At 57.3% G+C, this 25816-nt stretch carries 34 protein-coding genes; 15 read left to right on the forward strand and 19 right to left on the reverse strand.

Annotated features, from left to right (window positions below):
- Positions 1–45: 45 nt before the first annotated feature.
- Positions 46–1017, reverse strand: coding sequence for a patatin-like phospholipase family protein (locus tag D4100_RS17585; protein WP_119804881.1), 972 nt, complete (start codon positions 1015–1017; stop codon positions 46–48).
- A 211-nt stretch (positions 1018–1228) separates the two neighbouring features.
- Here D4100_RS17585 and D4100_RS17590 point away from each other — a divergent pair, with 211 nt between their 5' ends.
- Positions 1229–2173, forward strand: coding sequence for an MBL fold metallo-hydrolase (locus tag D4100_RS17590; RefSeq protein ID WP_119804882.1), 945 nt, complete (start codon positions 1229–1231; stop codon positions 2171–2173).
- A 27-nt stretch (positions 2174–2200) separates the two neighbouring features.
- Here the strand turns inward: D4100_RS17590 and D4100_RS17595 are convergent, their stop codons facing one another.
- Positions 2201–3094, reverse strand: coding sequence for a LysR family transcriptional regulator (locus D4100_RS17595; protein WP_119804883.1), 894 nt, complete (start codon positions 3092–3094; stop codon positions 2201–2203).
- A gap of 124 nt (positions 3095–3218) precedes the next feature.
- On the opposite strand from D4100_RS17595, the gene D4100_RS17600 reads away from it, so the two are divergent.
- The 4 genes from D4100_RS17600 (at position 3219) to D4100_RS17615 (ending at position 4887) form a co-directional block, all read left to right on the forward strand.
- On the forward strand, positions 3219–3959 hold the full coding sequence (locus tag D4100_RS17600; protein WP_006318567.1) for an SDR family oxidoreductase: 741 nt from the start codon (positions 3219–3221) through the stop codon (positions 3957–3959).
- A 75-nt stretch (positions 3960–4034) separates the two neighbouring features.
- Positions 4035–4232: a DUF1289 domain-containing protein gene (locus tag D4100_RS17605; protein WP_119804999.1), complete on the forward strand. Its 198-nt coding sequence runs from the start codon at positions 4035–4037 to the stop codon at positions 4230–4232.
- Positions 4233–4309: 77 nt separating this feature from the next.
- Positions 4310–4600 carry a ribbon-helix-helix protein, CopG family gene (locus tag D4100_RS17610; protein WP_006318560.1) on the forward strand — a complete coding sequence of 97 codons (291 nt, stop codon included), beginning with the start codon at positions 4310–4312 and terminating at the stop codon, positions 4598–4600.
- Positions 4597–4887, forward strand: a complete 291-nt coding sequence (locus D4100_RS17615) for a type II toxin-antitoxin system RelE/ParE family toxin (protein ID WP_119804884.1) — start codon at positions 4597–4599, stop codon at positions 4885–4887. Before D4100_RS17610 ends, D4100_RS17615 begins: the two co-directional genes overlap by 4 nt.
- Positions 4888–4928: 41 nt before the next feature.
- On the opposite strand, the gene nrdF is transcribed toward D4100_RS17615, so the two are convergent.
- The 5 genes from nrdF to D4100_RS17640 all read right to left on the reverse strand — a co-directional run bounded on the left by nrdF (position 4929) and on the right by D4100_RS17640 (position 9397).
- Positions 4929–5900: a class 1b ribonucleoside-diphosphate reductase subunit beta gene (gene nrdF / locus D4100_RS17620; RefSeq protein WP_006318558.1), complete on the reverse strand. Its 972-nt coding sequence runs from the start codon at positions 5898–5900 to the stop codon at positions 4929–4931.
- An 8-nt stretch (positions 5901–5908) separates the two neighbouring features.
- Entirely contained in the window at positions 5909–8053 is a 2145-nt protein-coding gene (gene nrdE / locus D4100_RS17625) for a class 1b ribonucleoside-diphosphate reductase subunit alpha (protein ID WP_119804885.1), read from the reverse strand.
- On the reverse strand, positions 8035–8439 hold the full coding sequence (gene nrdI / locus D4100_RS17630; protein WP_006318556.1) for a class Ib ribonucleoside-diphosphate reductase assembly flavoprotein NrdI: 405 nt from the start codon (positions 8437–8439) through the stop codon (positions 8035–8037). The genes nrdE and nrdI overlap by 19 nt, the downstream gene beginning before the upstream one ends.
- Positions 8440–8447: 8 nt before the next feature.
- Positions 8448–8684, reverse strand: a complete 237-nt coding sequence (gene nrdH, locus D4100_RS17635) for a glutaredoxin-like protein NrdH (protein WP_006318555.1) — start codon at positions 8682–8684, stop codon at positions 8448–8450.
- A gap of 281 nt (positions 8685–8965) precedes the next feature.
- Positions 8966–9397, reverse strand: a complete 432-nt coding sequence (locus D4100_RS17640) for a carboxymuconolactone decarboxylase family protein (protein ID WP_006318553.1) — start codon at positions 9395–9397, stop codon at positions 8966–8968.
- 97 nt (positions 9398–9494) lie between these two features.
- On the opposite strand from D4100_RS17640, the gene pdxR reads away from it, so the two are divergent.
- Entirely contained in the window at positions 9495–10931 is a 1437-nt protein-coding gene (gene pdxR, locus D4100_RS17645) for a MocR-like pyridoxine biosynthesis transcription factor PdxR (RefSeq protein WP_119804886.1), read from the forward strand.
- Between the two features lie 63 nt (positions 10932–10994).
- Here pdxR and D4100_RS17650 read toward each other — a convergent pair whose 3' ends face one another.
- Positions 10995–11303, reverse strand: coding sequence for an ElaB/YgaM/YqjD family protein (locus tag D4100_RS17650; RefSeq protein WP_006318551.1), 309 nt, complete (start codon positions 11301–11303; stop codon positions 10995–10997).
- A gap of 228 nt (positions 11304–11531) precedes the next feature.
- On the opposite strand from D4100_RS17650, the gene asr reads away from it, so the two are divergent.
- Positions 11532–11945 (forward strand): acid resistance repetitive basic protein Asr, encoded by a 414-nt coding sequence (gene asr, locus D4100_RS17655; protein WP_119804887.1) that lies wholly within the window; start codon positions 11532–11534, stop codon positions 11943–11945.
- 11 nt (positions 11946–11956) lie between these two features.
- Complete coding sequence (locus D4100_RS17660; RefSeq protein ID WP_043912340.1) at positions 11957–12139, forward strand: hypothetical protein; 183 nt, start codon at positions 11957–11959, stop codon at positions 12137–12139.
- Here the strand turns inward: D4100_RS17660 and D4100_RS17665 are convergent.
- Positions 12136–12516 (reverse strand): DUF4440 domain-containing protein, encoded by a 381-nt coding sequence (locus tag D4100_RS17665; RefSeq protein ID WP_119804888.1) that lies wholly within the window; start codon positions 12514–12516, stop codon positions 12136–12138. The two genes, D4100_RS17660 and D4100_RS17665, sit on opposite strands and share 4 nt — an antisense overlap.
- Positions 12513–13895 (reverse strand): MFS transporter, encoded by a 1383-nt coding sequence (locus D4100_RS17670; RefSeq protein WP_119804889.1) that lies wholly within the window; start codon positions 13893–13895, stop codon positions 12513–12515. The genes D4100_RS17665 and D4100_RS17670 overlap by 4 nt, the downstream gene beginning before the upstream one ends.
- A gap of 106 nt (positions 13896–14001) precedes the next feature.
- Here D4100_RS17670 and D4100_RS17675 point away from each other — a divergent pair, with 106 nt between their 5' ends.
- Complete coding sequence (locus tag D4100_RS17675; RefSeq protein WP_119805000.1) at positions 14002–14898, forward strand: LysR family transcriptional regulator; 897 nt, start codon at positions 14002–14004, stop codon at positions 14896–14898.
- Here the strand turns inward: D4100_RS17675 and D4100_RS17680 are convergent.
- Complete coding sequence (locus tag D4100_RS17680) at positions 14858–15895, reverse strand: alpha/beta hydrolase family protein (RefSeq protein ID WP_119804890.1); 1038 nt, start codon at positions 15893–15895, stop codon at positions 14858–14860. The genes D4100_RS17675 and D4100_RS17680 overlap by 41 nt on opposite strands.
- 144 nt (positions 15896–16039) lie before the next feature.
- Here D4100_RS17680 and D4100_RS17685 point away from each other — a divergent pair, with 144 nt between their 5' ends.
- From D4100_RS17685 to D4100_RS17695, 3 genes are all read left to right on the forward strand, one after another.
- On the forward strand, positions 16040–17053 hold the full coding sequence (locus D4100_RS17685) for a helix-turn-helix domain-containing protein (RefSeq protein ID WP_119804891.1): 1014 nt from the start codon (positions 16040–16042) through the stop codon (positions 17051–17053).
- Between the two features lie 94 nt (positions 17054–17147).
- The gene (locus tag D4100_RS17690; protein ID WP_119804892.1) at positions 17148–18338 is read left to right on the forward strand and encodes an MFS transporter; all 1191 of its coding nucleotides are present in this window, start codon (positions 17148–17150) and stop codon (positions 18336–18338) included.
- 102 nt (positions 18339–18440) lie between these two features.
- Positions 18441–18779, forward strand: coding sequence for a DUF2002 family protein (locus tag D4100_RS17695; RefSeq protein WP_006318539.1), 339 nt, complete (start codon positions 18441–18443; stop codon positions 18777–18779).
- A 27-nt stretch (positions 18780–18806) separates the two neighbouring features.
- Here the strand turns inward: D4100_RS17695 and D4100_RS17700 are convergent, their stop codons facing one another.
- Both D4100_RS17700 and D4100_RS17705 read right to left on the reverse strand, forming a co-directional pair.
- Positions 18807–19253: a DUF1198 family protein gene (locus D4100_RS17700; RefSeq protein WP_006318537.1), complete on the reverse strand. Its 447-nt coding sequence runs from the start codon at positions 19251–19253 to the stop codon at positions 18807–18809.
- A 66-nt stretch (positions 19254–19319) separates the two neighbouring features.
- A complete protein-coding gene (locus tag D4100_RS17705; RefSeq protein WP_006318535.1) occupies positions 19320–19691 on the reverse strand; it encodes an MbeD/MobD family mobilization/exclusion family protein in 372 nt (123 codons plus the stop codon).
- 184 nt (positions 19692–19875) lie between these two features.
- On the opposite strand from D4100_RS17705, the gene smrA reads away from it, so the two are divergent.
- Positions 19876–20448, forward strand: coding sequence for a DNA endonuclease SmrA (gene smrA, locus D4100_RS17710; RefSeq protein ID WP_119804893.1), 573 nt, complete (start codon positions 19876–19878; stop codon positions 20446–20448).
- Between the two features lie 51 nt (positions 20449–20499).
- On the opposite strand, the gene D4100_RS17715 is transcribed toward smrA, so the two are convergent.
- Positions 20500–20913, reverse strand: a complete 414-nt coding sequence (locus tag D4100_RS17715; RefSeq protein ID WP_006318525.1) for a DoxX family protein — start codon at positions 20911–20913, stop codon at positions 20500–20502.
- 117 nt (positions 20914–21030) lie between these two features.
- Between D4100_RS17715 and D4100_RS17720 the strand changes: the two genes are divergently transcribed.
- Positions 21031–21309, forward strand: coding sequence for a GNAT family N-acetyltransferase (locus D4100_RS17720; RefSeq protein ID WP_119804894.1), 279 nt, complete (start codon positions 21031–21033; stop codon positions 21307–21309).
- Between the two features lie 33 nt (positions 21310–21342).
- Here the strand turns inward: D4100_RS17720 and D4100_RS17725 are convergent, their stop codons facing one another.
- Together D4100_RS17725 and D4100_RS17730 are read right to left on the reverse strand one after the other, a co-directional pair.
- Positions 21343–21525, reverse strand: a complete 183-nt coding sequence (locus D4100_RS17725; protein WP_006318523.1) for a YodC family protein — start codon at positions 21523–21525, stop codon at positions 21343–21345.
- A gap of 158 nt (positions 21526–21683) precedes the next feature.
- Positions 21684–22418 (reverse strand): class I SAM-dependent methyltransferase, encoded by a 735-nt coding sequence (locus D4100_RS17730; protein WP_119804895.1) that lies wholly within the window; start codon positions 22416–22418, stop codon positions 21684–21686.
- A 161-nt stretch (positions 22419–22579) separates the two neighbouring features.
- On the opposite strand from D4100_RS17730, the gene D4100_RS17735 reads away from it, so the two are divergent.
- Complete coding sequence (locus D4100_RS17735) at positions 22580–23032, forward strand: GNAT family N-acetyltransferase (protein ID WP_006318521.1); 453 nt, start codon at positions 22580–22582, stop codon at positions 23030–23032.
- 64 nt (positions 23033–23096) lie between these two features.
- Here D4100_RS17735 and D4100_RS17740 read toward each other — a convergent pair whose 3' ends face one another.
- The 3 genes from D4100_RS17740 to D4100_RS17750 form a co-directional block, all read right to left on the reverse strand.
- The gene (locus D4100_RS17740) at positions 23097–23960 is read right to left on the reverse strand and encodes an aldo/keto reductase family oxidoreductase (RefSeq protein ID WP_119804896.1); all 864 of its coding nucleotides are present in this window, start codon (positions 23958–23960) and stop codon (positions 23097–23099) included.
- Between the two features lie 155 nt (positions 23961–24115).
- A complete protein-coding gene (locus D4100_RS17745) occupies positions 24116–24820 on the reverse strand; it encodes a helix-turn-helix transcriptional regulator (RefSeq protein ID WP_006318511.1) in 705 nt (234 codons plus the stop codon).
- A gap of 2 nt (positions 24821–24822) precedes the next feature.
- The gene (locus D4100_RS17750; protein ID WP_119804897.1) at positions 24823–25755 is read right to left on the reverse strand and encodes an NAD(P)-dependent alcohol dehydrogenase; all 933 of its coding nucleotides are present in this window, start codon (positions 25753–25755) and stop codon (positions 24823–24825) included.
- Positions 25756–25816 lie beyond the last annotated feature (61 nt).

A 25816-nucleotide genomic window follows, 5' to 3' on the forward strand; every position in this document is an offset into this window, starting at 1 on the left:
TTTTGCCCGTTCGGCGCTCAGGCCGAACGGGCGAGGTAGTGTGGCTTACGCCGCCTGTTTGACGGACGCGTCATACCAGGCGAAATAACGTTCCACACCCTGGCGGCCGGATTCAATCAGCGCGCGTTTTTTGGCCTCGCTGATGGCGAAATCCAGTGTACCGACATCAAGGGTATCGACATAAAGGGTCCGCTTCCAGTCATCGCTGTCCAGATGTACCTTGGTCTGAATATCCAGCATGGTGTTAATCACCGTCAGGGTGAAATCGCACAGGTTATTGATGGCGGCTTTATTGACCGATTGGCCCGCCGCCTGTGCAATTTCGCCGGCGGAATCCAGACGAATACCCAGGGTTCGGGTATTGATTCGTTGCGTGGTTCCATCGATATAAGGCGGCGATGTGGTGAAATCGTAATCGAACATGCGTACCGGATAGTTATCGATGGTGCCTCCATCGATACACAGATCGCCCAGCTGATTGTTTTTAGCGACAAAGGCGAAGGGGAATGACATGGAGATCCGCAATCCATCCGCGACCTTCATGCGCGGCGTTGTCTGATGGGAATACACCTCGCGCAGCCCACTGTTCAGATTGGCGCCAATAAAGTAGATGGATTTGAAACCTTTTGTCTCTTTCAATGCTTCAAATTTTTCAAAGGTAATATCTGCATCTCCGGTATATTTCTTGATAATATTGCGCTCCCAAGAGGAAAAATAATCGCCGGGAGCAATGCCATATTGATTAAACAGGCGATGGGCATCGTAGATAGAACCAAAAAAGCCGCCGTTATAATCGAGGAATTTCTTGAAGTCCATTTCGGACAGAATTTTCGTGATGTCTGTAGCACTGCAGCCCAGTCCCACCAGCAGTGCGGCGATGGCACCGGCAGAGGCCCCGGAAGTTTTTTTGATCTGCGGCATAATGCCTTTGGCTTCCAACAGTTCCAAAACGCCGCCATAGGCGATACCTTTTACGCCACCGCCTTCAAACACCAGATTTTCAAATTGATATTTCATAATAATTCCTTACTCGTTGTTTAGGGGAGTAAGGGAAATAACGGATTCGCTTTTTATTAAAAATTGATTGAGGCTGTGTGATTTTCCAGACAAAAGCATTCAAATTAAATATGTTTTTTTAAATGATATAATTTAAATCTATTTTTTGTGCAGGCGCGTCGGCGGTTTTGGGTTAATACTTACCGCTGTCTAATCACAATAAGGAGTCACCATGTTCTGGAAACGCTACCTGTTAGGTGCGGCATTGACGATTATGGCGTTGCAGGCCACGGCCGCTGCACCGCAGGTAAAAACGCCTTCACCGGGTTTTTATCGCATCATGTTGGGCAGTTATGAAGTCACGGCCCTGTCCGACGGCGTTATCCGTCTGCCGATGGATAAACTGCTGCTCAACAGCACGCCGCAACAGATTGCCGAGGGTCTGGCTGAACATCATCAGAGCCAGCCGGTGGCCACCTCGATCAACGCCTATTTGATCAATACCGGCAGCAAGTTGGTCATGATTGACGCCGGTGCCGGCAAGCTGCTGGGTAACGGCCTGGGTCAATTGGTGACTCACCTTCGGGCGGCCGGCTATCAGCCGGAACAGGTGGATGAAATTTATCTGACCCATATGCACCTGGATCATTTGGGCGGGCTGACGGAAAACGGTCAGGCGCGCTTCCCGAATGCCCTGGTGCGCGTTTCACAGCAGGATGCCGATTTTTGGCTGAGCGAAAAACGGCTGAAACAAGCGAAGGCGGAAGATAAGACCAATTTTGAAAACGCCATAGCGGCGATCAAGCCCTATCAGGCAGCCGGGCATTTCAAACCCTTCAGCAACGACGGCGAGCTGTCGCCGGGCATTGCCGCATTTGCTGCCCACGGCCATACGCCGGGCCATAGCGTTTATCAGGTGACCAGCCAGGGTAAAAAGCTGTTGTTGATGGGCGATTTGATCCACGTGGCCGCAGTACAGTTTGCCCATCCGCAGGTGGCGATCAGTTTCGATAGTGACCCCAAGGCGGCGGTCGTGCAACGGCTGCGGGTATTTGGCGACAGCGCCCGACAGAGTGAACTGGTCGGAGCCGCGCATCTGTCGTTCCCTGGGCTGGGTTACCTGAACAAGCAGGGGGAAGGCTACAACTGGGTGCCGCTGGATTACGGAGCTTTATAGACCGCAGGCCGCCGAACAGGCGGCTTATTATTGATTGCGAGCGGCGAAAGCCTTGCTGAACCAGTCGATAAAGACCCGCACCCGTGGCGACAGTTGGCGGTTACGCGGGTAGAGCAGCGAAACCGGCATCGGTGTGGACGGGCATTGCGGTAGCAGCGGCACCAGTTTGCCGCTGACCAAATCGTCAAGCAGGTGATAGCGCGGTACCTGGATAATCCCCAGCCCCATGCGCGCCGCCGCGACCAGGCTTTCCGCTGCGCTGACCGACACCGTACTGGGCAATGTCACCTGTTGTGGCTGGCCGTTGACGCTAAACTCCAGCGGCATCACCGCGCCGGTAGCCGAGGAGCGAAACCCGACCATATGGTGCCCCTGAAGTTGATCAATGCTGAGCGGTGTACCGAAGCGCCGCAGGTATTCCGGCGCGGCGCAGGTGACTTCTTCCAGCCCCCCCAATCGACGCGCTGCCATATCGCTGTCTTTCAGCTTGCCGACGCGTACCACGCAGTCGATGCCTTCCCGTACCGGATCCACCAGCCTGTCACCTTCGCTCATGTAAAATTCGATATCCGGATACTGAGCTAAAAAGTCGGGTAAGACCGGCAGCAGAAAATGTCGTGCCAGCGTGCCATGCACGTCGATGCGCAACAGCCCGCGCGGCTTGGCGCCGGCAAACGCCATTTCGGCATCTTCGATATCGGCCAGAATGATCAGGCAACGCTGATAGTAGGCTTCGCCATCCAGCGTCGGGCTGACATGGCGCGTGGTACGCTGCAGCAGCCGCACCTGTAACCGCGCCTCCAGCTGTTTGATGGCATCGGTCACCGTCGAACGCGGCAGGTTCATATCCTGTGCGGCCCGGGTAAAACTGCGCTGTTCCACCACGCGGGTGAACAGGCGCATCGCATCGATTCTGTCCATCGTCATTATTCGTTTTTTTCGGATAGTGATAACGAATTTTAGGGGATTATTCGCCGATGCGAAAGGTGCATGATCACTCCACATCGGCAAGCCTGCCGACGCTGACCTGACGAGGATTGAGAAGATGAGCAACAGTAACCCGCAAATCGCCATTGTGACCGGAGCCTCTCGCGGCATTGGCGCCGCCATTGCCGAGCGACTGGCAGCGGACGGTTTTACCGTGATCGTCAACTATTCGGGCAACCAGGCATTGGCCGATGAGCTGGTGCGAAAAATTGAACAAAACGGCGGTCGCGCGCTGAGCGCCAAGGCAGACGTCAGCGATGCGGCCGCAGTCGCCCAACTGTTTGACCGCGCCGAACAAGCCTTCGGCGGCGTCGATATCCTGGTGAATAACGCCGGGGTCATCGCCCTGGCACCGGTAGCGGAAATGAGCGACTCCGACGTCGATCGTCTGATCGACATTAATCTGAAAGGCACCTTCAACACGCTGCGTGAAGCGGCAAAGCGCCTGCGCGACAATGGTCGCATCATTAACTTTTCTTCCAGCGTGGTGGGGTTGCTGCAACCGGGGTATGGCATGTACGCCGCCAGCAAGGCTGCGGTTGAAGCGCTGACCAGCGTATTGGCGAAAGAGCTGCGCGGCCGCAACATTACCGTCAATGCGATTGCGCCTGGGCCGACTGCCACCAGCTTGTTCCTGGACGGCAAAACCCCGGATCTGATCGAGCGTCTGGCGAAGATGGCGCCGCTGGAACGCCTGGGCCAACCGCAGGATATCGCCGCAGCGGTATCCTTCCTGGCCGGTGCCGACGGCAGCTGGGTCAACGGCCAAACCCTGCGCGCCAACGGTGGCATCATCTGATCCTGCGCAAAGTTCGCGGTTTCCCGTTGCCGGATCGGGTATCCTGTGGCGGGCAAATTCAGGGCGGGAGCGTTTATGGCAGGTAACAATAACTCAGGGGACGACGGCGTTCGGTCGCCCTGCGTCGCCCTTTGTCGGATTGATGCCGATAAGCAGTGGTGTCGGGGCTGTTGGCGCACGCTGGACGAAATCGCCGCCTGGCCAACCGCCAACGACGAGGAGAAGCGCGCCATCTGGCAACGTCTCCGGCTGCGTGCGGAGATGAATAAATAGACAAGGCTATTGAGTAACCCCTATTGATGTAGCACAATTGAGCTACATTCGCTCTTTCAGCGCTGAGGTTTATGACTATGCCGACCACCACCATTCGTCTACCTGAAGAACTTAAAGCTCGAGTCGCGGCCGTGGCTGAGCAAGCCGGTGTGACCTCGCATAACTTTATTCTGCAGGCGATTGCAGAGAAAACTCAGCGCGAAGAATTGCGTAGCGATTTTGAAGATGAAGCGGAAAAACGTTACGCCAGGATTATCGCTACCGGTGAGACCCTCTCTTGGAAGGAGATGCGTGGTTATCTGGAAAATTATGCGGCGGGGGACATTGCGGCCACCAAACCTTCGGTTAAAAAGTTGGGACGCGGATGACAAAGGTCGAGCTGGCGCCAGAGGTCAGGGATGATATTGAGCGTATTCTCGTCCATTTGGCAGATCACGAGGTCGCAGATGCCGGACTGCGAATTCAGGAAATTATCCAGGCGATTGCGGTGCTGGAACATAATCCGTTAATTGGCAGGCCGCTGAGTGCAGGAAAGCGCGAGTTGATCATAGGTCAGCAAAGCAAAGGATATTTGGCCCTCTACAAATATATTCCTGATATTGATACTGCATTTGTTCTGGCGATCCGCAGCCAGAAAGAACTGGGCTATGAATAGCGCGATACCGGACCTTGCAGGCCGATATCGCGATAATCCCCTCAGAAATCCCAGTCTTCATCCTCGGTATTGACCGCTTTGCCAATCACGTAAGACGAGCCGGAGCCGGAGAAGAAATCGTGGTTCTCGTCGGCGTTCGGCGACAGCGCTGACAGAATGGCCGGATTGACCTCCGCCATCGCCGGTGGAAACAGCGCTTCATAACCCAGGTTCATCAGCGCCTTGTTGGCGTTGTAGTGCAGGAAGGTTTTCACGTCTTCCGTCCAGCCTACGCCGTCATACAGCTCCTCGGTATAGCGCACCTCGTTGTCGTACAGATCCTGCAGCAAATCGAAGGCGAAATTTTTCACCTGCTGGCGGCGCGTGGCGTCAACCTTCTCCAGCCCTTTCTGGAATTTATAGCCGATGTAATAACCGTGCACCGCTTCGTCGCGAATGATCAGGCGGATCAAATCGGCGGTGTTGGTCAGCTTGGCGCGGCTCGACCAGTACATCGGCAGATAAAAGCCCGAATAGAACAGGAAGGATTCCAGGAACACGCTGGCGACCTTCTTCAGCAGCGGATCGTCGCTGCGGTAGTGGGCCAGAATGATGTTGGCTTTTTTTTGCAGCGCGCGGTTCTCCTCGCTCCAGCGATAGGCATCGTCCACGTCCGGCGTCTGGCACAGGGTGGAGAAAATCGAGCTGTAAGAACGGGCGTGTACCGCCTCCATAAAGCCGATGTTCGAATAGACCGCCTCTTCGTGCGGCGTCACTGCATCGGCGATCAGCGCCGGTGCGCCGACGGTGTTCTGAATAGTATCCAGCAGCGTCAGCCCGGTGAACACGCGGATGGTCAGTTGCTGTTCTTTCTGCGTCAGTGTGGCCCAGGAAGGGATGTCGTTCGACAGCGGCACCTTCTCCGGCAGCCAGAAGTTGGAGGTCAGACGGTTCCAGACCTCCAGATCCTTGTCGTCTTCGATGCTATTCCAGTTGATGGCGCGCACCAGCGGCGCCGGTTTCACGATAGTCATAAGTTGCCTCACAGCGCGCAGGACACGCAGCCCTGTACCTCGGTGCCTTCCAACGCCATCTGGCGCAGGCGGATGTAGTAAATGGTTTTGATGCCCTGACGCCAGGCGTAAATCTGCGCCCGGTTGATATCGCGGGTGGTGGCGGTATCGCGGAAGAACAGCGTCAGCGACAGCCCCTGATCGACGTGCTGGCCGGCGGCGGCGTAGGTATCGATAATTTTTTCCGGGCCAATGTCATAGGCATCCTGGTAATACTCCAGGTTGTCGTTGGTCATATAGGGTGCCGGATAGTACACGCGGCCAATTTTTCCCTCTTTGCGGATCTCGATGCGCGACACGATCGGATGAATGCTGGAGGTCGAATTGTTGATGTAGGAAATGGAGCCGGTTGGCGGCACCGCCTGCAGATTTTGGTTATACAGTCCGTGCATCATCACCGACTGACGCAGCGCCAGCCATTCATCGCGGCCTGGAATGGCGATATTGGCATCGGCGAACAGCGCGTGCACCCGTTCGGTCCGCGGCAGCCATTCCCGTTCGGTATATTTGGTGAAGTAGTCGCCGGAAGCGTAGGTGGAATGCTCAAAGCCTTCGAACGCGCTGCCGCGTTCGATCGCCAACCGGTTGGAGGCGCGGATGGCGTGGTATGCCACGGTATAGAAATAGATATTGGTGAAGTCGATGCCTTCTTCCGAGCCGTAGAAGATGCGTTCACGCGCCAGATAGCCGTGCAGGTTCATCTGGCCCAGGCCAATGGCGTGCGAGCTGCGATTACCTTCGGCGATCGACGGCACCGAGCGAATATCGCTCATGTCGGCCACGGCGGTCAGCGCGCGAATTGCGGTGTCGACCGCTTTGCCGAAGTCCGGCGCATCCATGGTCTTGGCGATGTTCAGCGAACCGAGGTTGCAGGAAATGTCCTTGCCCACCCGATCATAGCTCAGGTCATCGTGATAAGTGCTGGCGCGGTTGACCTGTAAAATCTCGGAACACAGGTTGCTCATATTGATGCGCCCGGCGATCGGGTTCCCGCGGTTGACCGTATCTTCGAACATCATGTACGGGTAGCCGGATTCAAACTGGATCTCCGCCAGCACCTGGAAAAACTCGCGTGCATTGATGCGCGATTTGCGGATGCGCTTGTCATCCACCATGTCGCGATATTTTTCGCTGATGCTGATGTCCGAAAACGGCACGCCGTACACCTGCTCAACGTCGTAAGGCGAGAACAGGTACATCTCTTCGTTGTTTTTGGCCAGCTCGAAAGTGATATCCGGGATCACCACCCCCAGCGACAGCGTCTTGATGCGGATTTTCTCGTCGGCGTTTTCGCGCTTGGTATCGAGAAAACGCAGGATGTCCGGATGGTGCGCATTGAGATACACCGCGCCGGCCCCCTGACGCGCACCCAGCTGGTTGGCGTAGGAAAAGGCATCCTCGAGCATTTTCATGATCGGGATGACGCCGGAGGACTGGTTTTCAATACGCTTGATGGGGGCGCCCACTTCACGAATGTTGGTCAGCAGAAACGCCACGCCGCCGCCGCGTTTCGACAATTGCAGCGCGGAATTCACAGCCCGGCCGATCGACTCCATATTATCTTCGATGCGCAACAGGAAGCAGGAAACCAGTTCGCCACGCTGCTGTTTGCCGCAGTTGAGGAAGGTTGGCGTCGCCGGCTGGAAACGGCCGGAAATCATCTCTTCCACCAGATCCTGCGCAAGCCGGGTATCGCCCGCCGCCAACGTCAATGCCACCATACAGACGCGGTCTTCGTAACGTTCCAGATAGCGTTTGCCGTCAAAGGTTTTCAGCGTATAGCTGGTGTAGTATTTGAAGGCGCCGAGGAAGGTCTCGAAGCGGAATTTTTTGGCATAGGCCTGCTGGAACAGCCGTTTGATAAAGCTGAAGTCGTACTGCGCCAGTACCGCCTGCTCGTAATAGCCTTCCTCTACCAGATAGCGCAGCTTCTCTTCCAGGTTGTGAAAGAACACGGTGTTCTGATTCACGTGCTGCAGGAAATAGTGACGCGCCGCCAGCCGATCTTTATCGAACTGGATACGGCCTTCGGCATCATAAAGATTGAGCATCGCGTTGAGCGAATGGTAATCCAGCGCGCCGGAGGCGGGCCTGGTCAGTTCTGTCGTTGCCAAAATGCGGTTACTCCCTGTCGAACGTTTGCAACGTCTTGCGTGGTGCCGAGCAGCTCAAAGCGATAAAGAAAAGGCACCTGACATTTTTTGGCGATGATGTCGCCGGCAATGCCGTACGCTGCGCCGAAGTTGGTATTCCCGGCGGCGATAACGCCGCGCAGGTATGAACGGTTCTGCGGATCGTTGAGAAAGCGGATCACCTGGATTGGTACGGCCCCCACGGCGCTGCCGCCGCCATAGCTGGGCACAATCAGGATATAGGGTTCTTCCATCAGCAATTTGCTGCGTGCGCCGGCGATCGGAATGCGCCTCGCCGGCAAGCCCAGTTTTTCAACGAACCTGTGGGTGTTCTCCGAACTGCTGGAGAAATAAACCAACGGGTGCATAGCGGGCCTCAGGACGCGAGGGCGTGGGCCAGGGCGCCAATTTTATCGGGACGGAAACCCGACCAGTGATCGTCGCCGGTGATAATCACCGGAACCTGCTGATAACCCAGCGATTTAACATGGTTTAGCGCCTGTTGATCCTGAGTGAGGTCGATCACCTGATAGCCGATGCCTTGTTGATCAAAGGCGCGATAGGTGGCGTTGCACTGGACACAGTCCGGTTTACTGTAAATAATAATGCTCATGATTCGCATTTGCCTTTTAGGGTGAAGGAAAGGCGGACAGGTCAGATAACGGAGCATTGAACGGCGTTTCTGACGGCGTTAACCAGCGACAAATCATACCGACACTGGATAACCTGAATACTATATGTGGATATTTTATTTATCAACCACGCTATATATAGTGTTTTGATGGTTTTTTCGCTAAGGCCGCAGTGGGGCTGGATCTGGGGGCGGGAAATTTATTTCGAGGGCCTGCCGGTTGGTGGAACCCCTCTCGCAAGGAGAGGGGAAATGCAGCCTGATTACTGGCGCATGCTGACGGCCAGGCGGTTAAAGGCGTTCATGATGCTGATGGCGAAGGTCAGATCGGCAATTTCTGTGTCGCTGAAGTGCGCACGCAGCGCCTCAAATGCGCTATCCGGTGCGCCGGTAGCGGCGATCAGCGTCACGGATTCCGCCCACTCCAGCGCCGCGCGTTCGCGTTCGCTGAATGCATTGCTGACGCGCCAGCCCGCCAGTTGGTCCAGTTTGTCGTTACTGATGCCGCTTTCGCGCAGCGCCTTGCCGTGCATCTCCAGGCAGAACGCGCAGCCGTTGATTTGGGAGACGCGCATAAACATCAGCTCAATGGTCGCCTTGTCCAGGGCGCCTTTCTCCAGCGCCATCAGCGCGCTTACCAGGCCTTTATAGGGGGCGGCAGAGAGTTCGGCGTATTTCAATCGTTGCTTAATCATGGTCAACCTCGGTTAGCGGATAGCAAAATCATGGGGGCTACTTTAGCGGCGATATGGACTATGCTATAGGGCCATAAAATGATTATTTAACCGGGCCATGATGCACCAGTTTCTTTCCACCCTGCGGCTGGATAACCAGCTTGGCGAACCGCTCTACCGGCAGATTTATCTGCGGGTTAAAGACGCCATTGCGCAGGGAGCGTTGCTGGCAGGCAGCAGGTTGCCTTCGGTACGGGGGCTGGCGAGCGATTTGGGCGTCGCGCGTGCCACGGTAGAAAGCGCTTATGCTCAGCTGATTGCCGAAGGTTTTTTGCAAAGCCGGGGGCAGGCGGGCACCTATGTTTCACCGCAGTTACCTGACCTGCCGGTACGCGCCGCGCCGGTGGCGGAACCCTTGCCGGCGGTGGCACCGAACTCGCTGCATCCGAACGGAATGATGCCGCCGTTTCAACTGGGGCTACCGGCGCTGGACGCCTTTCCACGCGCGTTGTGGCAGCGGATTGTCGCCCGTCAGCTGCGCACCGGCACCACGGCATCGCTGGCGCATCCGCCCACCAATGGCCTGCCGGAACTGCGTGCGGCCATCGTCAATTATTTGCATCTTTCTCGGGGCATCAGCTGCCGGCCGGAGCAGGTCTTCGTTTGCGCCGGTTATCAGGCGTTGCTCGATCGGGTTATCGGCACCTTGTTGACACCGGGTGATGACGTGTGGCTGGAGGATCCGGGGTATCCGGTGACGCTGCCGCTGTTTCGCGCTGCCGGCATGCGGCCAGTGGCGGTGCCGGTTGACGAGCAGGGGATGGATATCGCCGCCGGTATTAGCGCTGCGCCAGGCGCACGCATGGCGGTGTTGACGCCGACGCATCAAAGCCCGCTGGGCGTGTCGCTCAGCCTGGCAAGGCGTATGGCGTTGTTGGAATGGGCGCAGCAGCGCGCGGCGTGGATCCTTGAAGATGACTATGACAGTGAGGTCCGCTATCACGGCCGGCCGCTGCCGCCGCTGAAGAGCCTCGATCGCCAGGGACGGGTGCTGTACGCCGGCACCTTCAGCAAAACCCTGTTCCCGGCTTTGCGGATGGCTTATTTGGTGGTGCCTGTCGGGCTGGTGGAGGCCTTTGGCCACAGCAGCCGGCTGCGGGGCTGCGGTTGCCCGCCGTTGATGCAGGCCAGCGTGGCGGACTTTATCAATCAGGGGCATTTTTACCGCCATTTGAAGCGAATGCGGCCGATCTACCGTCAACGGCGTGAATGGCTGGCGCAGGCGATCGAGCAACAGTTGAGCGAGCATCTTGCCGTGACGTCGCAGGCGGGCGGCATTCAGTTATTGGCTCGCCTGACGGCGTCGTCGGGGCAGGACAAGCGTCTGGCGCAGCGCGGCTGGGAGGAAGGGCTGTCGCTGCAGGCGTTGTCGGATTGGCAGATAGCTCACCCTTCAGCAGAGGGCCTGTTAATGGGCTTTGCCAACTTCACACAGCGGACGGATGCGGAACGGGCGGTGGCCAGACTGGCCAGGTTATTCAACGGCGGAAATTAAACGGCCCGCGGTTTCCCGCGGGCCAGACGCACATCTGTTTTATCTTTATGACTGCAAGGGGTGTTAACGCCGGGCCAGCAGAACGCCGAGGACGATGCCAACAGCGGCCCCGATCCCTACGCCCTGCCAAGGTTTGTCGTGCACATAGCTGTCGGCTTGATCGACGGCGTCGCGTGCGTGTTGTGTCAGACTGCTGGAGCCGTTGAAGCGTGCGCGGGCATCGCGTAATACGCCTTTTGCCTTGCTGTGCAGCTCTTTCAGTTCCTCTTTGGTCTTGTCACCGGATTCGCGTAGCACTTCATCCAGCGTATCCGCCAAAAGAGTGACGTCCTGATCGATGTCGCGTTCTGTTTTTTCTGATTTCCTAAACATTCGGCTCTCCGTTTCGACACATGTCTATTAAGTGTAGACCCTTTTTCAAACTGTGTTGGCGGTCACGGAAAAAACCGCACCTGGGTTGGCGCTCATTGCCTCATTCTCACTTGTACATTTGGTTACGCGGCGAAACCAATCACTCACGGAAGCGGCTCATCGATTCCTCTAGTATCTGTTTCAACGGCCCAACAGGGCTTACCGAAAAAACACTCTGAGGATTTAAAGATGAAAAAAGTATTAGCCCTGATCGTTGCTGCTACCATGGGTCTGTCTTCTGTTGCTTTCGCTGCTGATACCGCAACTGCTGCTCCAGCAACCACTACCCCGGCTGCAACCACCACGACTACCGCTGCGCCGGCCGCTGCTGCTGAGAAAGCGCCAGCTAAAGCAACGCATCACAAGCAAGCGAAACACCACAAAAAAGCCGCTGTTCAGAAAGCTCAGGCCGCTAAAAAGCACCACAAAAAAGCCGCTGTTCAGAAAGCCCAGGCTGCTAAAAAGCACCACAAAGCCAACAAACAAGCGCCAGCTCAGAAAGCCCAGGCTGCTAAAAAACACCACAAAGCGCCAGTGCAGAAAGCTCAGGCCGCTAAAAAACACCACAAAGTTGCCAAAAAAGCCGCTACTCCAGCCGCTTAATTGAGTGAAAAATGCGGGGCCCGAAGGCGCCGCATGATCCAGCCAGTATTCAGACACCCGGTTCGCCGGGTGTTTTCTTTGAGGGCTATCTGATGATGTTCAATCGCTATCTGTTCGAAGTGATTTTCAGCGCCGTCACCCTGTGCGGGCTGATCGTCGCCTGGGAACTGTTCCTGGCCGACGGTTTTCTTTAGCGTAGCAGAGGGGTCTCATGCAGATGCCGCCAGCCCAGGCCGGTTTGGGTCTGTTCAAATACCACCGTGGAGTTGCGCAATGTGGCCGCCTGCCCGGGCAGCGTTTGCCTTTCGCGATAGCTAACCACCGCACCCGTCGGCCATTCGGCCACTAACGTCATCTCTTCTATTGCGATTTCCAGACCCGGTTTGGCAGCGCGATGCGCGCGGAAAAACGCGTACAGTGCGGCGAAATCCAACCTGCCGCCGTTCAGCGCGATCATGCTGAAGGCGGGATCAAAGCGCGCCAGCAGCGCCTGCTCATCACCCGCTCCTTTTTCCAGCCAGTTTTCAATAGCGACGTGAGCGTCGATCACTTCGGTAAAATATCGGTTCATAAGGCTTCCTGTTGAGCGTTGAGACGGCGCACGATGGCGCGATTAGCGATGCGCAGGCACAGCAGCAGCGGGATCAGCGTGCTGGCGGCGGCAAGATAAAAACAGCTTTGATAAGCGACAATCGGCGGAAAATGCTCAAGCAACAGATTGAGCAACAGGCTGAGCAGCGCGACGCCCAGGCAAAAACTGAGCTGGCGATTGATATTCCACAGTGCGCTGGCGTCCGCCAACTGCTCATCGGCGATGTGCAGGAACGCGCTGCTCTGCGCGGTGCTGCTGCACAGGCTGCCGCCAAAGCCCATCAGGGCAAAGGCGCCAATTTGCCATCCATGATCTCCGGCGTGAGCAATCTGCGACAGCGCCAAAATACCCAGCCCCTGCAACAGGCAGCCGGTAATAAATAGCGGTCGCGGCCCAAGTCGGTTGAATTTCTTGCCGGTCAGGGTGATGGCCAGGAATGAGGCCAGCGACCAGGGCAGCATCAGGCTGCCAACCTGCGCGGCGCGCATGCCCAGCTGATTTTGCAAATACAGCATGGCGACCAGGCTAACGCCGATAAACAGGCCGGGAATGCACTGATAAATCATCATCGAGGTGCGCAGCAGGGGATCGCGCACCAGCCGCAGGTTCAACAGCGGCTGGGCGACACGCAGGCTGCGCCGCAGGTAATGGGCCAGCACCAGCGCGCCGCCGGCCAGCAACAGCGTGCCCTGCAACAGGTTATCGGCCTCACCCAGCCGGGTCAGGCCAAGCAGGATCAGCGTCAGGGCGGCGCAGGCGCTGACCAGCCCCTGAACGTCGAGCGGTTTGCGCTGTGGGTCCGGTGCCTGGGTGCGCAGCCAAAGTGCGGCCAGCAGCAACGCCAGGGCAGCCAACGGCAGGTTGGCGAAAAATACCCAGCGCCAGTCAAGCCTGTCGACAATCAGCCCGCCCAGCGCCGGTGACAATGCAGGTGCCAGCAGCCCGACCAGCATAATGGCGGCGGATAGCCCGGCGCGTTCATGACTGCGGTAGAGCTGATAGGTCAGCGTCTGACCGATAGGGATCAGCAGCCCACCGCCTATGCCTTGTACCACCCGCCAGCCAATCAGCTCGCCGATGGAGCCGGCATAGCCCGCCGCCGCGGTCGCCAGCATAAACAGCGTCAGCGACAGCAAAAAGACCCGCCGCCCGCCAATGCGCTGCGCCAGCCAGGTGCTGAGCGGGATGACCAACGTCAGACCAAGGATATAGCCATTGCTGACCCAGGCCAGTTCGCTGACCGAGGCATGCAGCGCATGGCCGATGGACGGATAGGCGACATTGGCGATAAACATGTTGATCAGATCGACGAAAAATCCGAGCAGATAGACGATTGCGACTTTGATGCGATAGGGCATGGTGCCTCCGGTTGAAGGCTGGCAGTGTAGCGGTGACGAAAGTGAGGATAAATCGGCCACAGGCGATTACACTGTCAAAATTATTTTGACAATAAAGGGCGGCAGCATGCTTAACCTGCAGCGTTTGGCTATTTTCGTGGCGGTGGTGGACGCCGGGAGTTTCACCGCTGCGGCGGTGACGCTCGGGCAAACCAAGGCGGTGGTGAGTTTCAATATCAAACAGTTGGAGAGCGAACTGGGCGTGTCGCTGCTGGTGCGCAGCACCCGGCGGCTGGCGCTGACCGATGCCGGCGAGCGATTTTATCAGCGCTGTTTGCGGCTGTTGCAGGATGCGGAAAACGTGCTGGACGATGTGCGCCGCGATCACCACGGATTGAGCGGCGTATTGCGCATCACCACCACACCGGAATACGGCGCTCAGGTAGTGGTGCCGGCGCTGGCGGCATTTTCGCGGTTGCATCCGCGTTTGCGCATTCAGCACGTTTCTTCCTCTTACCATGCCGATTTGATTTCGGAACGGTTCGACGTGGCTATTCGGCTGGGGCAACTGGCGGACTCCAGCCACCGTGCCGCGCTGATCGACAGCTTTGCCATTCTGCCGGTCGCGGCGCCGGATTATCTGGCCCGCCACTCGGTCGGCTCGTTGACGCAACTGGCGCAGGCGCAGTGGATCGCCCACAGCCGCCTCAGTTCGCCGCTGAGCTGGCAGGTGATCACTCCGCAGCGGCAGGCGGTGTTGTTCAAGGTGGAAGACGCCGCCACGCTGATGGGCGACAGCGCCGCCGCGCTGCTGGCGTTTGCCCTGCATGGCGCCGGGGTGGCGCTGCTGCCCGAATGGCTGGTACGCCCGGCCATCGCCGAAGGCAAACTGTGTGCGTTGCTGGCGGACCATCAGTTTCCCGCGCAGAGCATCTATGCGTTGTACCCCAATACTCGCCACGTACCGGAAAAGGTGCGGGCGTTTATTGATTTCCTGCGTGAGCGGGTAGCCACGGGCGGATAAACGCCAGGATAGCCGCCAACGTTTGCCGGTGTACCGTTTCGCGCTGTTCACCGGAAGCGGCGCACAGCATTTCACCGTCGCCTTCTTCCGCCAGTATTTGTCGCCCGTTGGGCCGGCAAAGCGGCAGAAAATCAAAATGATTGCCGCCGGTTAGCTTGAGTGCGCGGATCGGCTGCCGCCCGGCGTACGCGGCCAGTGCCACACCGCCAAGGCTTTGTTGCCGGTTGCCTGGCAAATAGCGTTGTGGCTCGACGATCAGCAGCGGTGCGCCGAGCCGATGCAGGCTGGTCGGCAACAGATAGGGCGCCATTCCGGGATCGAGCGCAACGGCAAAGCGGATGCGCGGGTCCCTGTAGTCGGCGTCAAACTGCCGGGCAGGGAGTTGGGCCAGTTCGACCTTTGCCTGAGTATAAAACTGGCAGTCAGGCGACTGAGGACGCTGCCGACAACCGGCGATAAAATCGCTCAGCCTGACCCTGCCGCCGAGGGCGGCAATGGCGCTGTAGCCGCCCTTGGAGTGGCCGATAACGCCGATGGCCTGACGATTGATTGCTTGGCTCCAGCGGGGATCGTCGGTTATGGCGTCAATTAATGCGGAAATATCGCCGGTCTGTAGCCACAGTTGGGCGGAAAGCGCAGGAATTGAGTTGCCGGTGGTGCTGCCCGGATGATTGGCCGCTATCACCACGGCACCCTGCTGAACCAGCGCTGCCGCCAGCCAAGCCTGGCTGGCGTTGTTGCCGCCGCTGCCGTGGCTGAGCACGATCAACGGGAAACGCCCCTTGGCCACCGGCGCTTCCGGCTGGCTTTCGATACCGGTAAACACCGGGTTTTCCCCGATCCTCTGAGGCGCACCCGCGGCCAAGGTCGGGTAATAAATGCGGCTCGCCAACTGGCGCGCACCGGTATGAAATACCTCATCGTGGGTGGCGACCCGGTAAGTGGCGGCATTAGCCGTCCCACACAGCAGCAACCACAGAAACAGCGCTCTTTTCATTTTTACTCCTCAAGGTGTATGCCAATGCGCAGAGGCTGGCATTTGCCGCTTCATCCGGCGACCTCGATCGCGATCGAGGTCGTTAAATAATTGTTTTAACAGGTTTAAGGTCCTACACTGCAGAGCACGAACAAAGACAACAAGATGTCGCCGATGCCGCTTATTCCTGTCACTTTTCTGTTTGGCCTGCTGTGTTTGGGGCTGCTGTACCGTCTCGGCCGGCCGCAGGCGCGGCGCTGGGTGTTTCAGCTGTTGTTGCTGTTATGCGCCTGGCAGAGCCTGCTGGTGGGCCTGCGTTACGGCTATGGACTGACGCAGTTCAATGGGCTGCAACCCTTCGGTGCGGTGGCGATACCGCCGCTGACCTATCTGGCATTTCTTGCCAGTACCCAGGGAAGGTTGAGGTGGCGTGAGCTGTGGCACCTGACGCCGTTATGCCTGACGTTACTGGCAAGCCTCAGAGCACCTTTCTGGCTGGATGCGCTGATCGTCGTCACCGATCTCGGCTACGGCGCCGCCCTGTTGTACGCGCTGCGGCGCGGCGAAAATGCTTTGCAGCAGGTACCGCTGGCGGAAAGCTGGCTCAGCTACCGGCTGTGGCGTGGGTTGGGGATGTTGCTGGTGGCGGTAGCCGTTGCCGAAGGGGTGATTGTGCTCGATTTCGCCTATTTCGCGGGGCGACACGCTGCCATGCTGGCGACCTTCGACAACCTGCTGGTGGCGTTGAGCATTTGTCTGGTGCTGTCCCGCAGCCGGCCTTCGGAAACCCCGGCAGAGAGAGTGTCGGAGCTACCTGACAGCGTCGCGGAAGACGAAGAGCGGCTGGCGGAGTGGTTCGATCTGGTGCAACGGCGGCTGCGGCAGGATGACCTCTATCTGGAGCCTGAGCTGAATCTTGCCCGGCTGGCGCGCAAGGCCGGCTTACCGGCGCGGCGCGTTTCACAGGCCATTAACCGGCATACGGGAATGAATGTGTCGCAGTATGTGAACCAACTGCGTATTCACCAGGCAGCGCAGTGGTTACTGGCCGGCGACGAGCCGGTGACGGATATCATGCAAAGGGCCGGGTTTACCACCAAATCAAATTTTAACCGTGAGTTCCTGCGTATCCAGGGCGTCAGCCCGAGCGAATGGCGCAGGGAGCAACAGGTTAGTTAAATAATAATTCGTTATAACTCTCATATTTATGATCGGATCGCGCCGGGGTATGCTGAGCGCTGTTGCTTACCCCGTTTGATGCGAGCCACCCTCGATGACCCCAGCCAGTGCCAAAGAAAACACCTTCCAGCTTAACCGGCGTATCTTGTCCGTGGTGATGTTTACCTTTGTCTGTTATCTGACCATAGGTTTGCCGCTGGCGGTGTTGCCGGGGTTCGTGCATAACCACCTCGGGTACAACTCGGTGCTGGCCGGGTTAATCATCAGCGCGCAGTACTTCGCAACGCTGTTCAGCCGGCCGCATGCCGGGCGCTATGCCGATCAACTCGGGCCGAAAAAGGTGGTGTTGTTCGGGCTGGCCTGTTGCGGCGTGAGTGGGGTGTTTTATGCCGTCGCTTTTTGGTGCGACGGCCTGCCGCTGCTGAGCCTGATGCTGCTGTGCGTCGGCCGGGTGTTTCTCGGCGTCGGCGAAAGCTTCGCCAGCACCGGTTCCACGCTGTGGGGCATTGGTCGGGTGGGGCCGATGCACACTGCACGGGTGATTTCGTGGAATGGTGTGGCTACCTACGGTGCGATGGCGGCCGGCGCGCCGCTCGGTGTTTATCTCAATCAGCTTTGGGGGCTGGCCGGGGTGGCGGCGTTGATCGTGTTGTCGGTGGCGGTTTCGCTGTGGCTGGCGGGCGGTAAACCGAACGTGTCGATCTCCGCCGGTCAGCGTCTTGCCTTCAGCGCGGTGTTTGGCCGTATCTGGACCTATGGCCTGGGGTTGGCGCTGGGCACCGTGGGGTTTGGCGTGATCGCCACTTTTATTACCCTCTACTATGCTGATAAGGGCTGGAGCGGGGCGGCGTTCTCGCTGACGCTGTTCAGCTGCGCCTTTGTCGGTATCCGCCTGATCTTCAGCCACACCATTAATCGTCATGGTGGCTTGAAGGTCACGCTGGTGTCATTCCTGATTGAAATTGCGGGGCTGTTGCTGATTTGGCTGGCCAAGGATCCGCTGATGGTGCAGGCCGGGGCGTTGCTGGCCGGTGCCGGTTTTTCGCTGGTGTTTCCGGCACTTGGCGTGGAGGCGGTGAAGCAGGTGCCGCAGCAGAATCAGGGCACCGCGCTTGGCACCTACTCGGCGTTTCTCGATCTGGCGCTGGGGATAACCGGACCGTTGGCCGGTTTGTTGATGAGCCGGATGGGGGTGCCATCGATCTATCTGGCGGCAGCGTTGCTGGTATTTCTGGGGGCATTGCTGACGTTGCGGTTGCTGTTGCAGAACCGAGCAAATACCTAGTTAAGGATTATTCCTAAACCCACATCCATACCGAGAAATTTATTGTTTCATCTCATGATTACGGTAAGGTCGCTCAGCGGTCCAGAACGAGAGGAGAAATCGATGTATTTACGGCCGGATGAAGTGGCTAGAGTGTTGGAGAATACCGGCTTTGAACGTGATTCTATCACCGATCAAGCCTATGGTTACCGCAAGGGTGAGCACTACGTGTATGTGAATCGCGAAGCGCGCATGGGCAGAACTGCGCTGGTGATCCATCCTGCGCTGAAAGAGAAAAGCGTGCATTTCGCCACGCCGACCTCGCCGGTTCGCGCCAGCGAGCAGTACCTTGAGTTTCCCCTGGATTTAAGCAGCGATGCCCCGAGTGCGCGTTATGGCATTCCGCACGGCTTCAGCTCGCGTGATGCGCTTTCGCGCTATCTCTACAGCATGTTCCTGTAATCTATCCCCCGCCCGCGGGGGAGTACCTCAGCCGTTGGCGATCGCCTCGCGGTTAAAGCGCTCATTGTAGGCGCGGCGAAACTGCGCCAGTTCGAACGCGTCAATATCCAGATCGGCAAAGTAAAACAGCGCGGCCTCGGTATGCTCGGCATGCAGCTCCGGCGACAGCCCGGCGCGCAGCAGCGTTTCACGCCACAGGGCGATTTGCTCATCGCTCGCCTGCTTGATAAAGGTCAGATAGATAAACAGCAGATAAGCCGCCTGGTGCATCTCTTCGGTGTAACCGTTATTCAGCGTGCGGATAAAGGTCTGGCTGTTGCGGCTGCCCATTTCCTGAATCATAGATTCAATCAGCATCGGTTTTACTTTCAGCAGGTGGGCCAGTGAGTCGATGGCTTTGCGGGTGTCTGAAGTCAGAATGCGGTAACCAATAATAAATACAACGATCAGGGCAGCGATGATGATCCAGGTCATTTATGATTTATTACACTCTCAGAGCGCCAGTATTTGGCAGGAGGCGCTGTGCTACAGCGCCCGGGGTCAACGCTGATCGCCGCTAAAGTTGTCGGCTGCCCGCTGTTGATTGCGCAGGTGATGGTTGAAAGTGGCGGCGTCTTTAGCCAATGCATCCAGGTGCGCGCCCAGCATTTTGATTTGCTTCACCAGCGCGTGCTGTTCCGGTACCGAACTGGCCGTGCTCAGCTTGCGCACCAACTGCTCATTCTGCACACGCAGCGCCGCTTCGCGCTGTTTGGCTTCTTCCAGCAACGCGGCTTCGCGTTGTTTGGACTCTGCCAATAACTGCTGCAGAGCCTGATAGCTTTGCTGCCATTCGCGGTGCTGCTTTTCGAAGCTGGCCTGCAACTCACTCATTGCATTTTGAAACTGGATTTCCAGCTCGCGCATTCTCATGGTCTCTTCCCTTTGCGGCACTCAATAATGGTTTGCAGTATAACGAAAACTGCACAGAACCTCACCCGTTGACGACGATTGCGGACAAACTCCGCTGACAATTCCGGCTTGCAACCGGGACGCGGCGTCTTACAATCAGCTTCATCCGCGCCAAAAAGGCTTCCCGTCCAGGAGTGGCAGTGAGATGAGCAACCAGGAAAAAGATGTTTTTGCGCAGGCGATGGCCGATGTCATCCCGTTATCCCGCGGGTGCCAGACGCTGTACCTCAAACCGCAGGAGAGGGGGGATAAAAGCGCGCGCCGCGAAGCGCAGGCGCTGCGGCAGGAGAATTTCCTCAGCACCGGGTTTCTTGAGGTGATCCCCTGCGGGCTGCCGCTGGAATACAAAGGTGAGGGCATTCAACAGGGCGTGCTGGATAAGTTGCGCAATGGCCGCTACCCGCCGCAGGCTAACCTCAACCTGCTTAGACAGCCGGTCGAGACCTGCCGGCAAGAGCTGTTCCGCTTTATTCTGCTGGCGGAAAAGCACAATCTGCGTTCGTTGTTGATTGTCCATGGCCGGGGCCGTGAGGACGAGAGCCACCCAAATATTGTGCGCAGCTACCTTGCCAAATGGCTGGCACAGTTTGAGCAGGTGCAGGCATTTTGTCGGGCGCTGCCGCGCGATGGGGGAGAAGGAGCTTGCTACGTCACGCTGCGCAAATCGGCGCAGGCCAGGGCCGACAACTTCGAGCGTCATGCCAAGCGTAGCCGCTAGGGTGTAAACAAGGGAAGAGCAGCCGGCAGCATGACTGCCGGCTGAATGGGGCTATTTATTAAAGAATTTATAGTCCAGCGAATAACGTCCGGCACCGGTGACCGCCAACAGCAGCAGCCCGCCGATAATACTGATGTTTTTGAAGAAGTTTATTTCATTGCCCATCATTTCCATCCCGGTCATTTTCCAGAACGGATGGCCGATAAAAGCGGTACCGAGCACATAGACGGCGAAAATAACCGCGATAGGGCGGGTAAATATGCCGAGAATAAGTGCGATGCCGAAAACAAACTCAACCACCACGGCGATAATCGCCGCCAAATACGGCATTGGCGTGCCGTAACCCTCCATTGCGCTAACCGTTGCGCCAAAGCTGGTCAGTTTCATCCAGCCAAAAATGATAAACAGGACCATCAACAATATTCGGGATAGCAGAATAACGCCGTCTCTTGAGCCGTCACCCATTTTGAACTCCTCAGCCACTGCGGAATTATGTTGTGTTACTGATTAAAGACTAGACTAACCCTAGGTTATTTCTAGTGACAGCAGGCCATTACGCATTTAAATATCAGGAGAAAGGCTGTGGAGCTTAACATTCTGGAAGATGAGAAACGTTTCTATATAAACGATCGGCAGGGTAAAACGATCGCCGAGATATCTTTTGTGCCGAGCGGGGATAAATTAACCATTATCGATCACACCTGGGTAGATGAGGTGTTGAAAGGCCAGGGAGTGGGTAAAAAACTGGTGGCGCGGGTGGTGGCGAGAATGCGGGCGGAAAACCGTAAAATCATTCCGCTGTGCCCGTTCGCCAAACACGAATTCGACACCACGCCGGAATATCAGGACATTCGTGCCTGAAGGTTTAGCGGGGCGCTGCTGCGCCCCGACCGTTCAGCATACGCCAAAATCACCGTCTTCATGATAGAGCGCCACGTCGCTGGCCTGGACTTCCGCACGTTGCTCGGTGCCCAGTTCGTTCCAACTGCAGACCAGTGTGTCACCATCAATGGCTACCACGATCATTTTTGGGCCGCCGGTGGTGCGCTGTACAAAATCGCCGATAGCAAATGCCATTGTTTTCTCTCCGGTTCAAGGGGTAAAAGCTTAAGTATAGTCGGCTGTGGGCAGGCTTTGCGCAAGAAGGTGCAGCCGCCATGGGCGGAATAAAACGTTGGGGGGAGGTGACCTCCCCAAGAACGGATGTGTGAAGGGTTTACTGCCGGAGGGAATAATCAGGCGGGTTTATGGGCGGCCAGGATAAAGATCATCGGGCGTTCTTTTTCTTCATCGAGCGCCGGGTTTTCCGCTATTTGCTGCGTCGAAGGGCCCCATTCATTCAAATAGGTGATAATGAATCCCTGTTGTACCAGCAGATTGATATAGCTGCCGAGCATACGGTGTTGCTTGATGACGCCTTCCGCCAGCCAGTTGGAGATCCGGGGCCCTTCCTGCTGATAGCCGTTGACCGGCCAGGATTTTTGCCCGTGTTGATCGACCAGCCAGCCCTGATGCTGCGGCGCGGTATAAATCGGGTGCTCGGCGGTGAAGATAAACTGCCCACCTGCCGCCAGCGCCTGATAAACCGTGGCAAACAGCCGGGCCAGATCTTCGATATAGTGCAGCGTCAGCGAACTGTAGGCCAGATCGCAAGATGCCGGCGGCAGTTGAAGCTGTTCCAGATCCTGCCGGCGGTATTCAATGCCGATGTCCTGCGTCATCTCCCGCGCTTTGTTCAGCATTTTCTCGGAAAGGTCCATGCCAAGCACGCTCGCGGCGCCCTGTTCGCGTGCGCTGCGGCAGAACCAACCGTAACCGCAGCCGAGATCGACCACCTTCTTGCCGTGCAAATCCGGCAATATGCTGCGGATAGTCGGCCATTCCGGCGCGCCGTCCAGCCCGTTTACCGAGCGGCTGAGTTGGGCATAACCGTCGAAGAAGGCCTGATTGTCATAAATATTTTGCGTCATAACGACCCCTGTTTGGGAAAAATACTGCCGAATCTTTGGACAGTACCGCCATGTTATCCGCACATCCGGCTGATTTCTATAATAAACGCCGTGCTAAACCCTCTCGCGTATCGCATAATTTTAAGCCGGTTTAAGCAGGGGAAATAACCACAGGAACGGATATGAACATGATTTCGGTGCGTCAATCACCTGAGTTTAGGCAACAGGCGATTCGCTATTTCCAGCAGCAATGGGCTTCGCCAGACACCCTGATGATGTATGAAGATGCCATCACCCGCAGCATTGGCGCAGCCAATCCACTGCCGCAGTGGTATTTGCTGATGGACGGCCACGACATCCTGGGTTGTGCGGGGTTGATCACCAATGACTTTATCAGCCGTGGCGAGTTGTACCCCTGGCTGTGTGCGCTGTATGTGGAAGAAGCGCACCGTGGGCGCGGTTACGGTTCGTTGCTGATTAATCATGTGGCGGAAGAGGCTCGCAAATTTGGCTTCCCGCACCTGCATCTGTGCACCGATCTTGAGGGCTACTACGAAAAGCAGGGTTTTGCCTTTAACGGATTGGGCTATCACCCCTGGGGAGAGGCTTCAAGGGTGTATACGCGGGCGCTGTAAAGACCGCCGCAGCCAGGCCCGCCGTATCAATAAGGCGAACCTGGCTGCGGTGTGGGGTGCATTGTCAGGCGAGAGCATCCAGCGCTTTGGCGATATCCTCCGTCCACGGCCAATCAGGCACCGCGAGGTTTTCGCGCAAATGACCGATGGAGGAGGTGCCCGGTATCAGCAGAATATTGGGCGAACGATGATACAGCCACGCCAGCGCGGTTTGCAGAGGAGTGGCCCCGAGACGCACAGCGATATCTGATAACGCCGAGGATTGGAGCGGCGTAAAACCGCCGAGCGGGAAAAACGGCACATAAGCGATGCCTTCCCGAGCCAGATGGTCAATCAGCGCATCATCGCCACGGTTTATCAGGTTGTAGTGGTTTTGCACGCAAACAATGTTGCAAATCTTGCGCGCCTGCGCCACCTGGGTCGGTGTCACATTACTCAGGCCTATGTGTTTCACCAGCCCCAGGCGTTGAAGCTCCGCGAGGAACGTCAGGGGTTCCTCTATCGAGCCTTCCGCCGGACCATGGCTATCAAGCATGATCCTGAGATTGACCACGTCCAGCGTTTCAAGCCCCAGATTACGCAGATTGTCATGTACCGCGCTGGTCAGTTCTGCGGCGGAAAAGGCCGGCAGCCATGAGGCGTCCGCACCCCGGCGCGCGCCGATCTTGGTGACAAGGGTCAGATCGTCCGGATAGGGGGCCAGCGCTTCGCGAATCAATTGGTTAGTGATATGCGGGCCGTAAAAGTCGCTGGTGTCGATATGATTTACCCCCAGCGCAACGGCTTCCCGCAGTACCGCCAGGGCGGCATCAGGATCCTTCGGTGGCCCGAACACGCCGGGGCCGGCCAACTGCATGGCGCCGTAGCCGAGCCGCTTGACGTTTCGATCGCCAAGGGGAAATGTGTGCTGCTTGTCGTTATTGGACATAACTTGTCTCCTGTTGGGATAGTCAGCGGGGTAGCCGCATTTATTTATAATAGGCGCTGCTCATCCCCGTGATAAGTAGTGGGACAGTGGCGGGTTGAGAGCGGTAAGCTTTGCCGACAGATCGGTGCCAAATCCCTCGGATCCCACCACGTTAATCAGCAAATGTCGCCCTGGCCGTTGCACGGCCGCATCTCGAGAGCGCGCCACTCCTTAACGAGCAGCCGGCGACTCCGAAGGTAGCGTTCGGCAAGAACTTCAGCGCTTGTGATATCGTCCATGCCGATCACACGGAACTGTTCATCCAGCTCGCACCAGGCTGCGACAAACCGCCTGGCTTCGATGAAGCCCAGCATGATCGGCCATATTACCTGCTCATCTTCCGGTGCGTGTTCGAGAGACAGCTTGATGCGCAGCTTACGCTGCTCGCGCAGCGCCCGGCGGATTTCGCTCAGATCGAGATGGGTCGAGTCTTTCAGCGAATGGCCTACATAGATAGTGTCATCGTCGAAGGCCGCTCGCATGTCGGGCGGAAGAACGGCGTTGATTTTGGCCAGCGCGTTTGTTACCGCAAGGGCTAACCTATCGTCGGTCTGACGGCTGACCCACTTGGCGCCGGTCACGAGCGCCAGGATCTCTTCTTCGGTAAAAGACATGGGGGGCAGGAGAAATCCTGGCCGCAGGATGTAGCCGACGCCTGGCTCTCCGTCGATGTCGGCTCCCATGTCTTGCAGTGTGGCAACGTCGCGGCGGATGGTTCGCAGGGACACGCCCAACTCGTGCGCAAGTGCCTGGCCCGAGACCGTTCTTCGGTGTCGGCGGAGCACTTGCATCAGGTCGAACAATCGATGACTTCTGGCCATGCTTACTCCATCGCCACAATGCCTTTACCGCCGAGCTTGCGGCCCTTTTCAAGCTCGGTGATCAGTTTAATCGCTCCCTCCAGAGCAACGGTTTCGCCAATCGCGATTTGGAACTTGCCCTCTTCAGCGGCACTGGCAATCTTTTCCAGGATGTCGGCTCGCGGCGAACCAATGACTGGCTTCAACCGTCGATCGAAGACAGCCCGAATGAACTTGCCCAGGTCGGGGTTGAGATCAAGGAACATGCCCCCGCGGTGTAGCATAGCCACGCCGGTGGATACGGACATTGTCGCAGCAGTGTCGTATACCACATCGAAGCGCGTGGTTATTGACGACAAATCCGTTGCGCGATAGTCGTAGACCCTTTGTACGCCAAGTGATTTAGCGCGCTCCATGTCTCGGGAGCTGCAACTTCCGGAAACGACCGCACCGAAAAGCCGGGCGATCTGCACGGATGCTTCGCCAACCGCTCCGGCACAGCCATTAATGAATACGTGCTGACCCGCTTGCAGCCTGGCCTTGTCGATCAGTCCGTTCCATGCGGTCACGCCCGACGTACCCAGACAGGCGGCATCCTCGAAGGAGATACTCTCGGGCTTCCTGGTCAGAAAATTTTCTTTCGTGATCACCGACTGGCCAAGCGCACCGCTTTCCTTGAAGCGAGCGAGGCCGAAGACGGCGTCGCCTACCCGGAAGCGCGAGACACCTGGGCCAATGGAGGTGACGATACCGGAAAAATCCATTCCCATGGCGCGGGGAAAACGTCTGCCGGTGACGATCTTCATCAGTCCGCTGCGCAGCTTCCAGTCGATTGGGTTGATTGCCGCGAACCTGACTCGCACGACCACTTCATCGTTACCGGGTGCGGGTAATTCAAACTCATCGACCCGCATCAACTCCGGGCCACCATAACTGTCGTACTGAATACGTTTCATGTGCTTCACCAAGGTTTGAGCGGTTCTGGTCGAGGTACGTTGCAAGTCCTTCTAAAAGACA

Source organism: Serratia inhibens (assembly GCF_003591175.1).
In the GTDB taxonomy this organism is placed as follows: domain Bacteria; phylum Pseudomonadota; class Gammaproteobacteria; order Enterobacterales; family Enterobacteriaceae; genus Serratia; species Serratia inhibens.

Excerpts from the sequence above, each read along its gene's own strand:
- D4100_RS17585 (WP_119804881.1), bottom strand. The coding sequence starts at position 1,017 with ATGAAATATCAATTTGAAAATCTGGTGTTTGAAGGCGGTGGCGTAAAA.
- D4100_RS17590 (WP_119804882.1), top strand. The coding sequence starts at position 1,229 with ATGTTCTGGAAACGCTACCTGTTAGGTGCGGCATTGACGATTATGGCG.
- D4100_RS17595 (WP_119804883.1), bottom strand. The coding sequence starts at position 3,094 with ATGGACAGAATCGATGCGATGCGCCTGTTCACCCGCGTGGTGGAACAG.
- D4100_RS17600 (WP_006318567.1), top strand. The coding sequence starts at position 3,219 with ATGAGCAACAGTAACCCGCAAATCGCCATTGTGACCGGAGCCTCTCGC.
- D4100_RS17605 (WP_119804999.1), top strand. The coding sequence starts at position 4,035 with ATGGCAGGTAACAATAACTCAGGGGACGACGGCGTTCGGTCGCCCTGC.
- D4100_RS17610 (WP_006318560.1), top strand. The coding sequence starts at position 4,310 with ATGCCGACCACCACCATTCGTCTACCTGAAGAACTTAAAGCTCGAGTC.
- D4100_RS17615 (WP_119804884.1), top strand. The coding sequence starts at position 4,597 with ATGACAAAGGTCGAGCTGGCGCCAGAGGTCAGGGATGATATTGAGCGT.
- nrdF (WP_006318558.1), bottom strand. The coding sequence starts at position 5,900 with ATGACTATCGTGAAACCGGCGCCGCTGGTGCGCGCCATCAACTGGAAT.
- nrdI (WP_006318556.1), bottom strand. The coding sequence starts at position 8,439 with ATGCACCCGTTGGTTTATTTCTCCAGCAGTTCGGAGAACACCCACAGG.
- nrdH (WP_006318555.1), bottom strand. The coding sequence starts at position 8,684 with ATGAGCATTATTATTTACAGTAAACCGGACTGTGTCCAGTGCAACGCC.
- D4100_RS17640 (WP_006318553.1), bottom strand. The coding sequence starts at position 9,397 with ATGATTAAGCAACGATTGAAATACGCCGAACTCTCTGCCGCCCCCTAT.
- pdxR (WP_119804886.1), top strand. The coding sequence starts at position 9,495 with ATGATGCACCAGTTTCTTTCCACCCTGCGGCTGGATAACCAGCTTGGC.
- D4100_RS17650 (WP_006318551.1), bottom strand. The coding sequence starts at position 11,303 with ATGTTTAGGAAATCAGAAAAAACAGAACGCGACATCGATCAGGACGTC.
- asr (WP_119804887.1), top strand. The coding sequence starts at position 11,532 with ATGAAAAAAGTATTAGCCCTGATCGTTGCTGCTACCATGGGTCTGTCT.
- D4100_RS17660 (WP_043912340.1), top strand. The coding sequence starts at position 11,957 with ATGCGGGGCCCGAAGGCGCCGCATGATCCAGCCAGTATTCAGACACCC.
- D4100_RS17665 (WP_119804888.1), bottom strand. The coding sequence starts at position 12,516 with ATGAACCGATATTTTACCGAAGTGATCGACGCTCACGTCGCTATTGAA.
- D4100_RS17670 (WP_119804889.1), bottom strand. The coding sequence starts at position 13,895 with ATGCCCTATCGCATCAAAGTCGCAATCGTCTATCTGCTCGGATTTTTC.
- D4100_RS17675 (WP_119805000.1), top strand. The coding sequence starts at position 14,002 with ATGCTTAACCTGCAGCGTTTGGCTATTTTCGTGGCGGTGGTGGACGCC.
- D4100_RS17680 (WP_119804890.1), bottom strand. The coding sequence starts at position 15,895 with ATGAAAAGAGCGCTGTTTCTGTGGTTGCTGCTGTGTGGGACGGCTAAT.
- D4100_RS17685 (WP_119804891.1), top strand. The coding sequence starts at position 16,040 with ATGTCGCCGATGCCGCTTATTCCTGTCACTTTTCTGTTTGGCCTGCTG.
- D4100_RS17690 (WP_119804892.1), top strand. The coding sequence starts at position 17,148 with ATGACCCCAGCCAGTGCCAAAGAAAACACCTTCCAGCTTAACCGGCGT.
- D4100_RS17695 (WP_006318539.1), top strand. The coding sequence starts at position 18,441 with ATGTATTTACGGCCGGATGAAGTGGCTAGAGTGTTGGAGAATACCGGC.
- D4100_RS17700 (WP_006318537.1), bottom strand. The coding sequence starts at position 19,253 with ATGACCTGGATCATCATCGCTGCCCTGATCGTTGTATTTATTATTGGT.
- D4100_RS17705 (WP_006318535.1), bottom strand. The coding sequence starts at position 19,691 with ATGAGAATGCGCGAGCTGGAAATCCAGTTTCAAAATGCAATGAGTGAG.
- smrA (WP_119804893.1), top strand. The coding sequence starts at position 19,876 with ATGAGCAACCAGGAAAAAGATGTTTTTGCGCAGGCGATGGCCGATGTC.
- D4100_RS17715 (WP_006318525.1), bottom strand. The coding sequence starts at position 20,913 with ATGGGTGACGGCTCAAGAGACGGCGTTATTCTGCTATCCCGAATATTG.
- D4100_RS17725 (WP_006318523.1), bottom strand. The coding sequence starts at position 21,525 with ATGGCATTTGCTATCGGCGATTTTGTACAGCGCACCACCGGCGGCCCA.
- D4100_RS17730 (WP_119804895.1), bottom strand. The coding sequence starts at position 22,418 with ATGACGCAAAATATTTATGACAATCAGGCCTTCTTCGACGGTTATGCC.
- D4100_RS17735 (WP_006318521.1), top strand. The coding sequence starts at position 22,580 with ATGAACATGATTTCGGTGCGTCAATCACCTGAGTTTAGGCAACAGGCG.
- D4100_RS17740 (WP_119804896.1), bottom strand. The coding sequence starts at position 23,960 with ATGTCCAATAACGACAAGCAGCACACATTTCCCCTTGGCGATCGAAAC.
- D4100_RS17745 (WP_006318511.1), bottom strand. The coding sequence starts at position 24,820 with ATGGCCAGAAGTCATCGATTGTTCGACCTGATGCAAGTGCTCCGCCGA.
- D4100_RS17750 (WP_119804897.1), bottom strand. The coding sequence starts at position 25,755 with ATGAAACGTATTCAGTACGACAGTTATGGTGGCCCGGAGTTGATGCGG.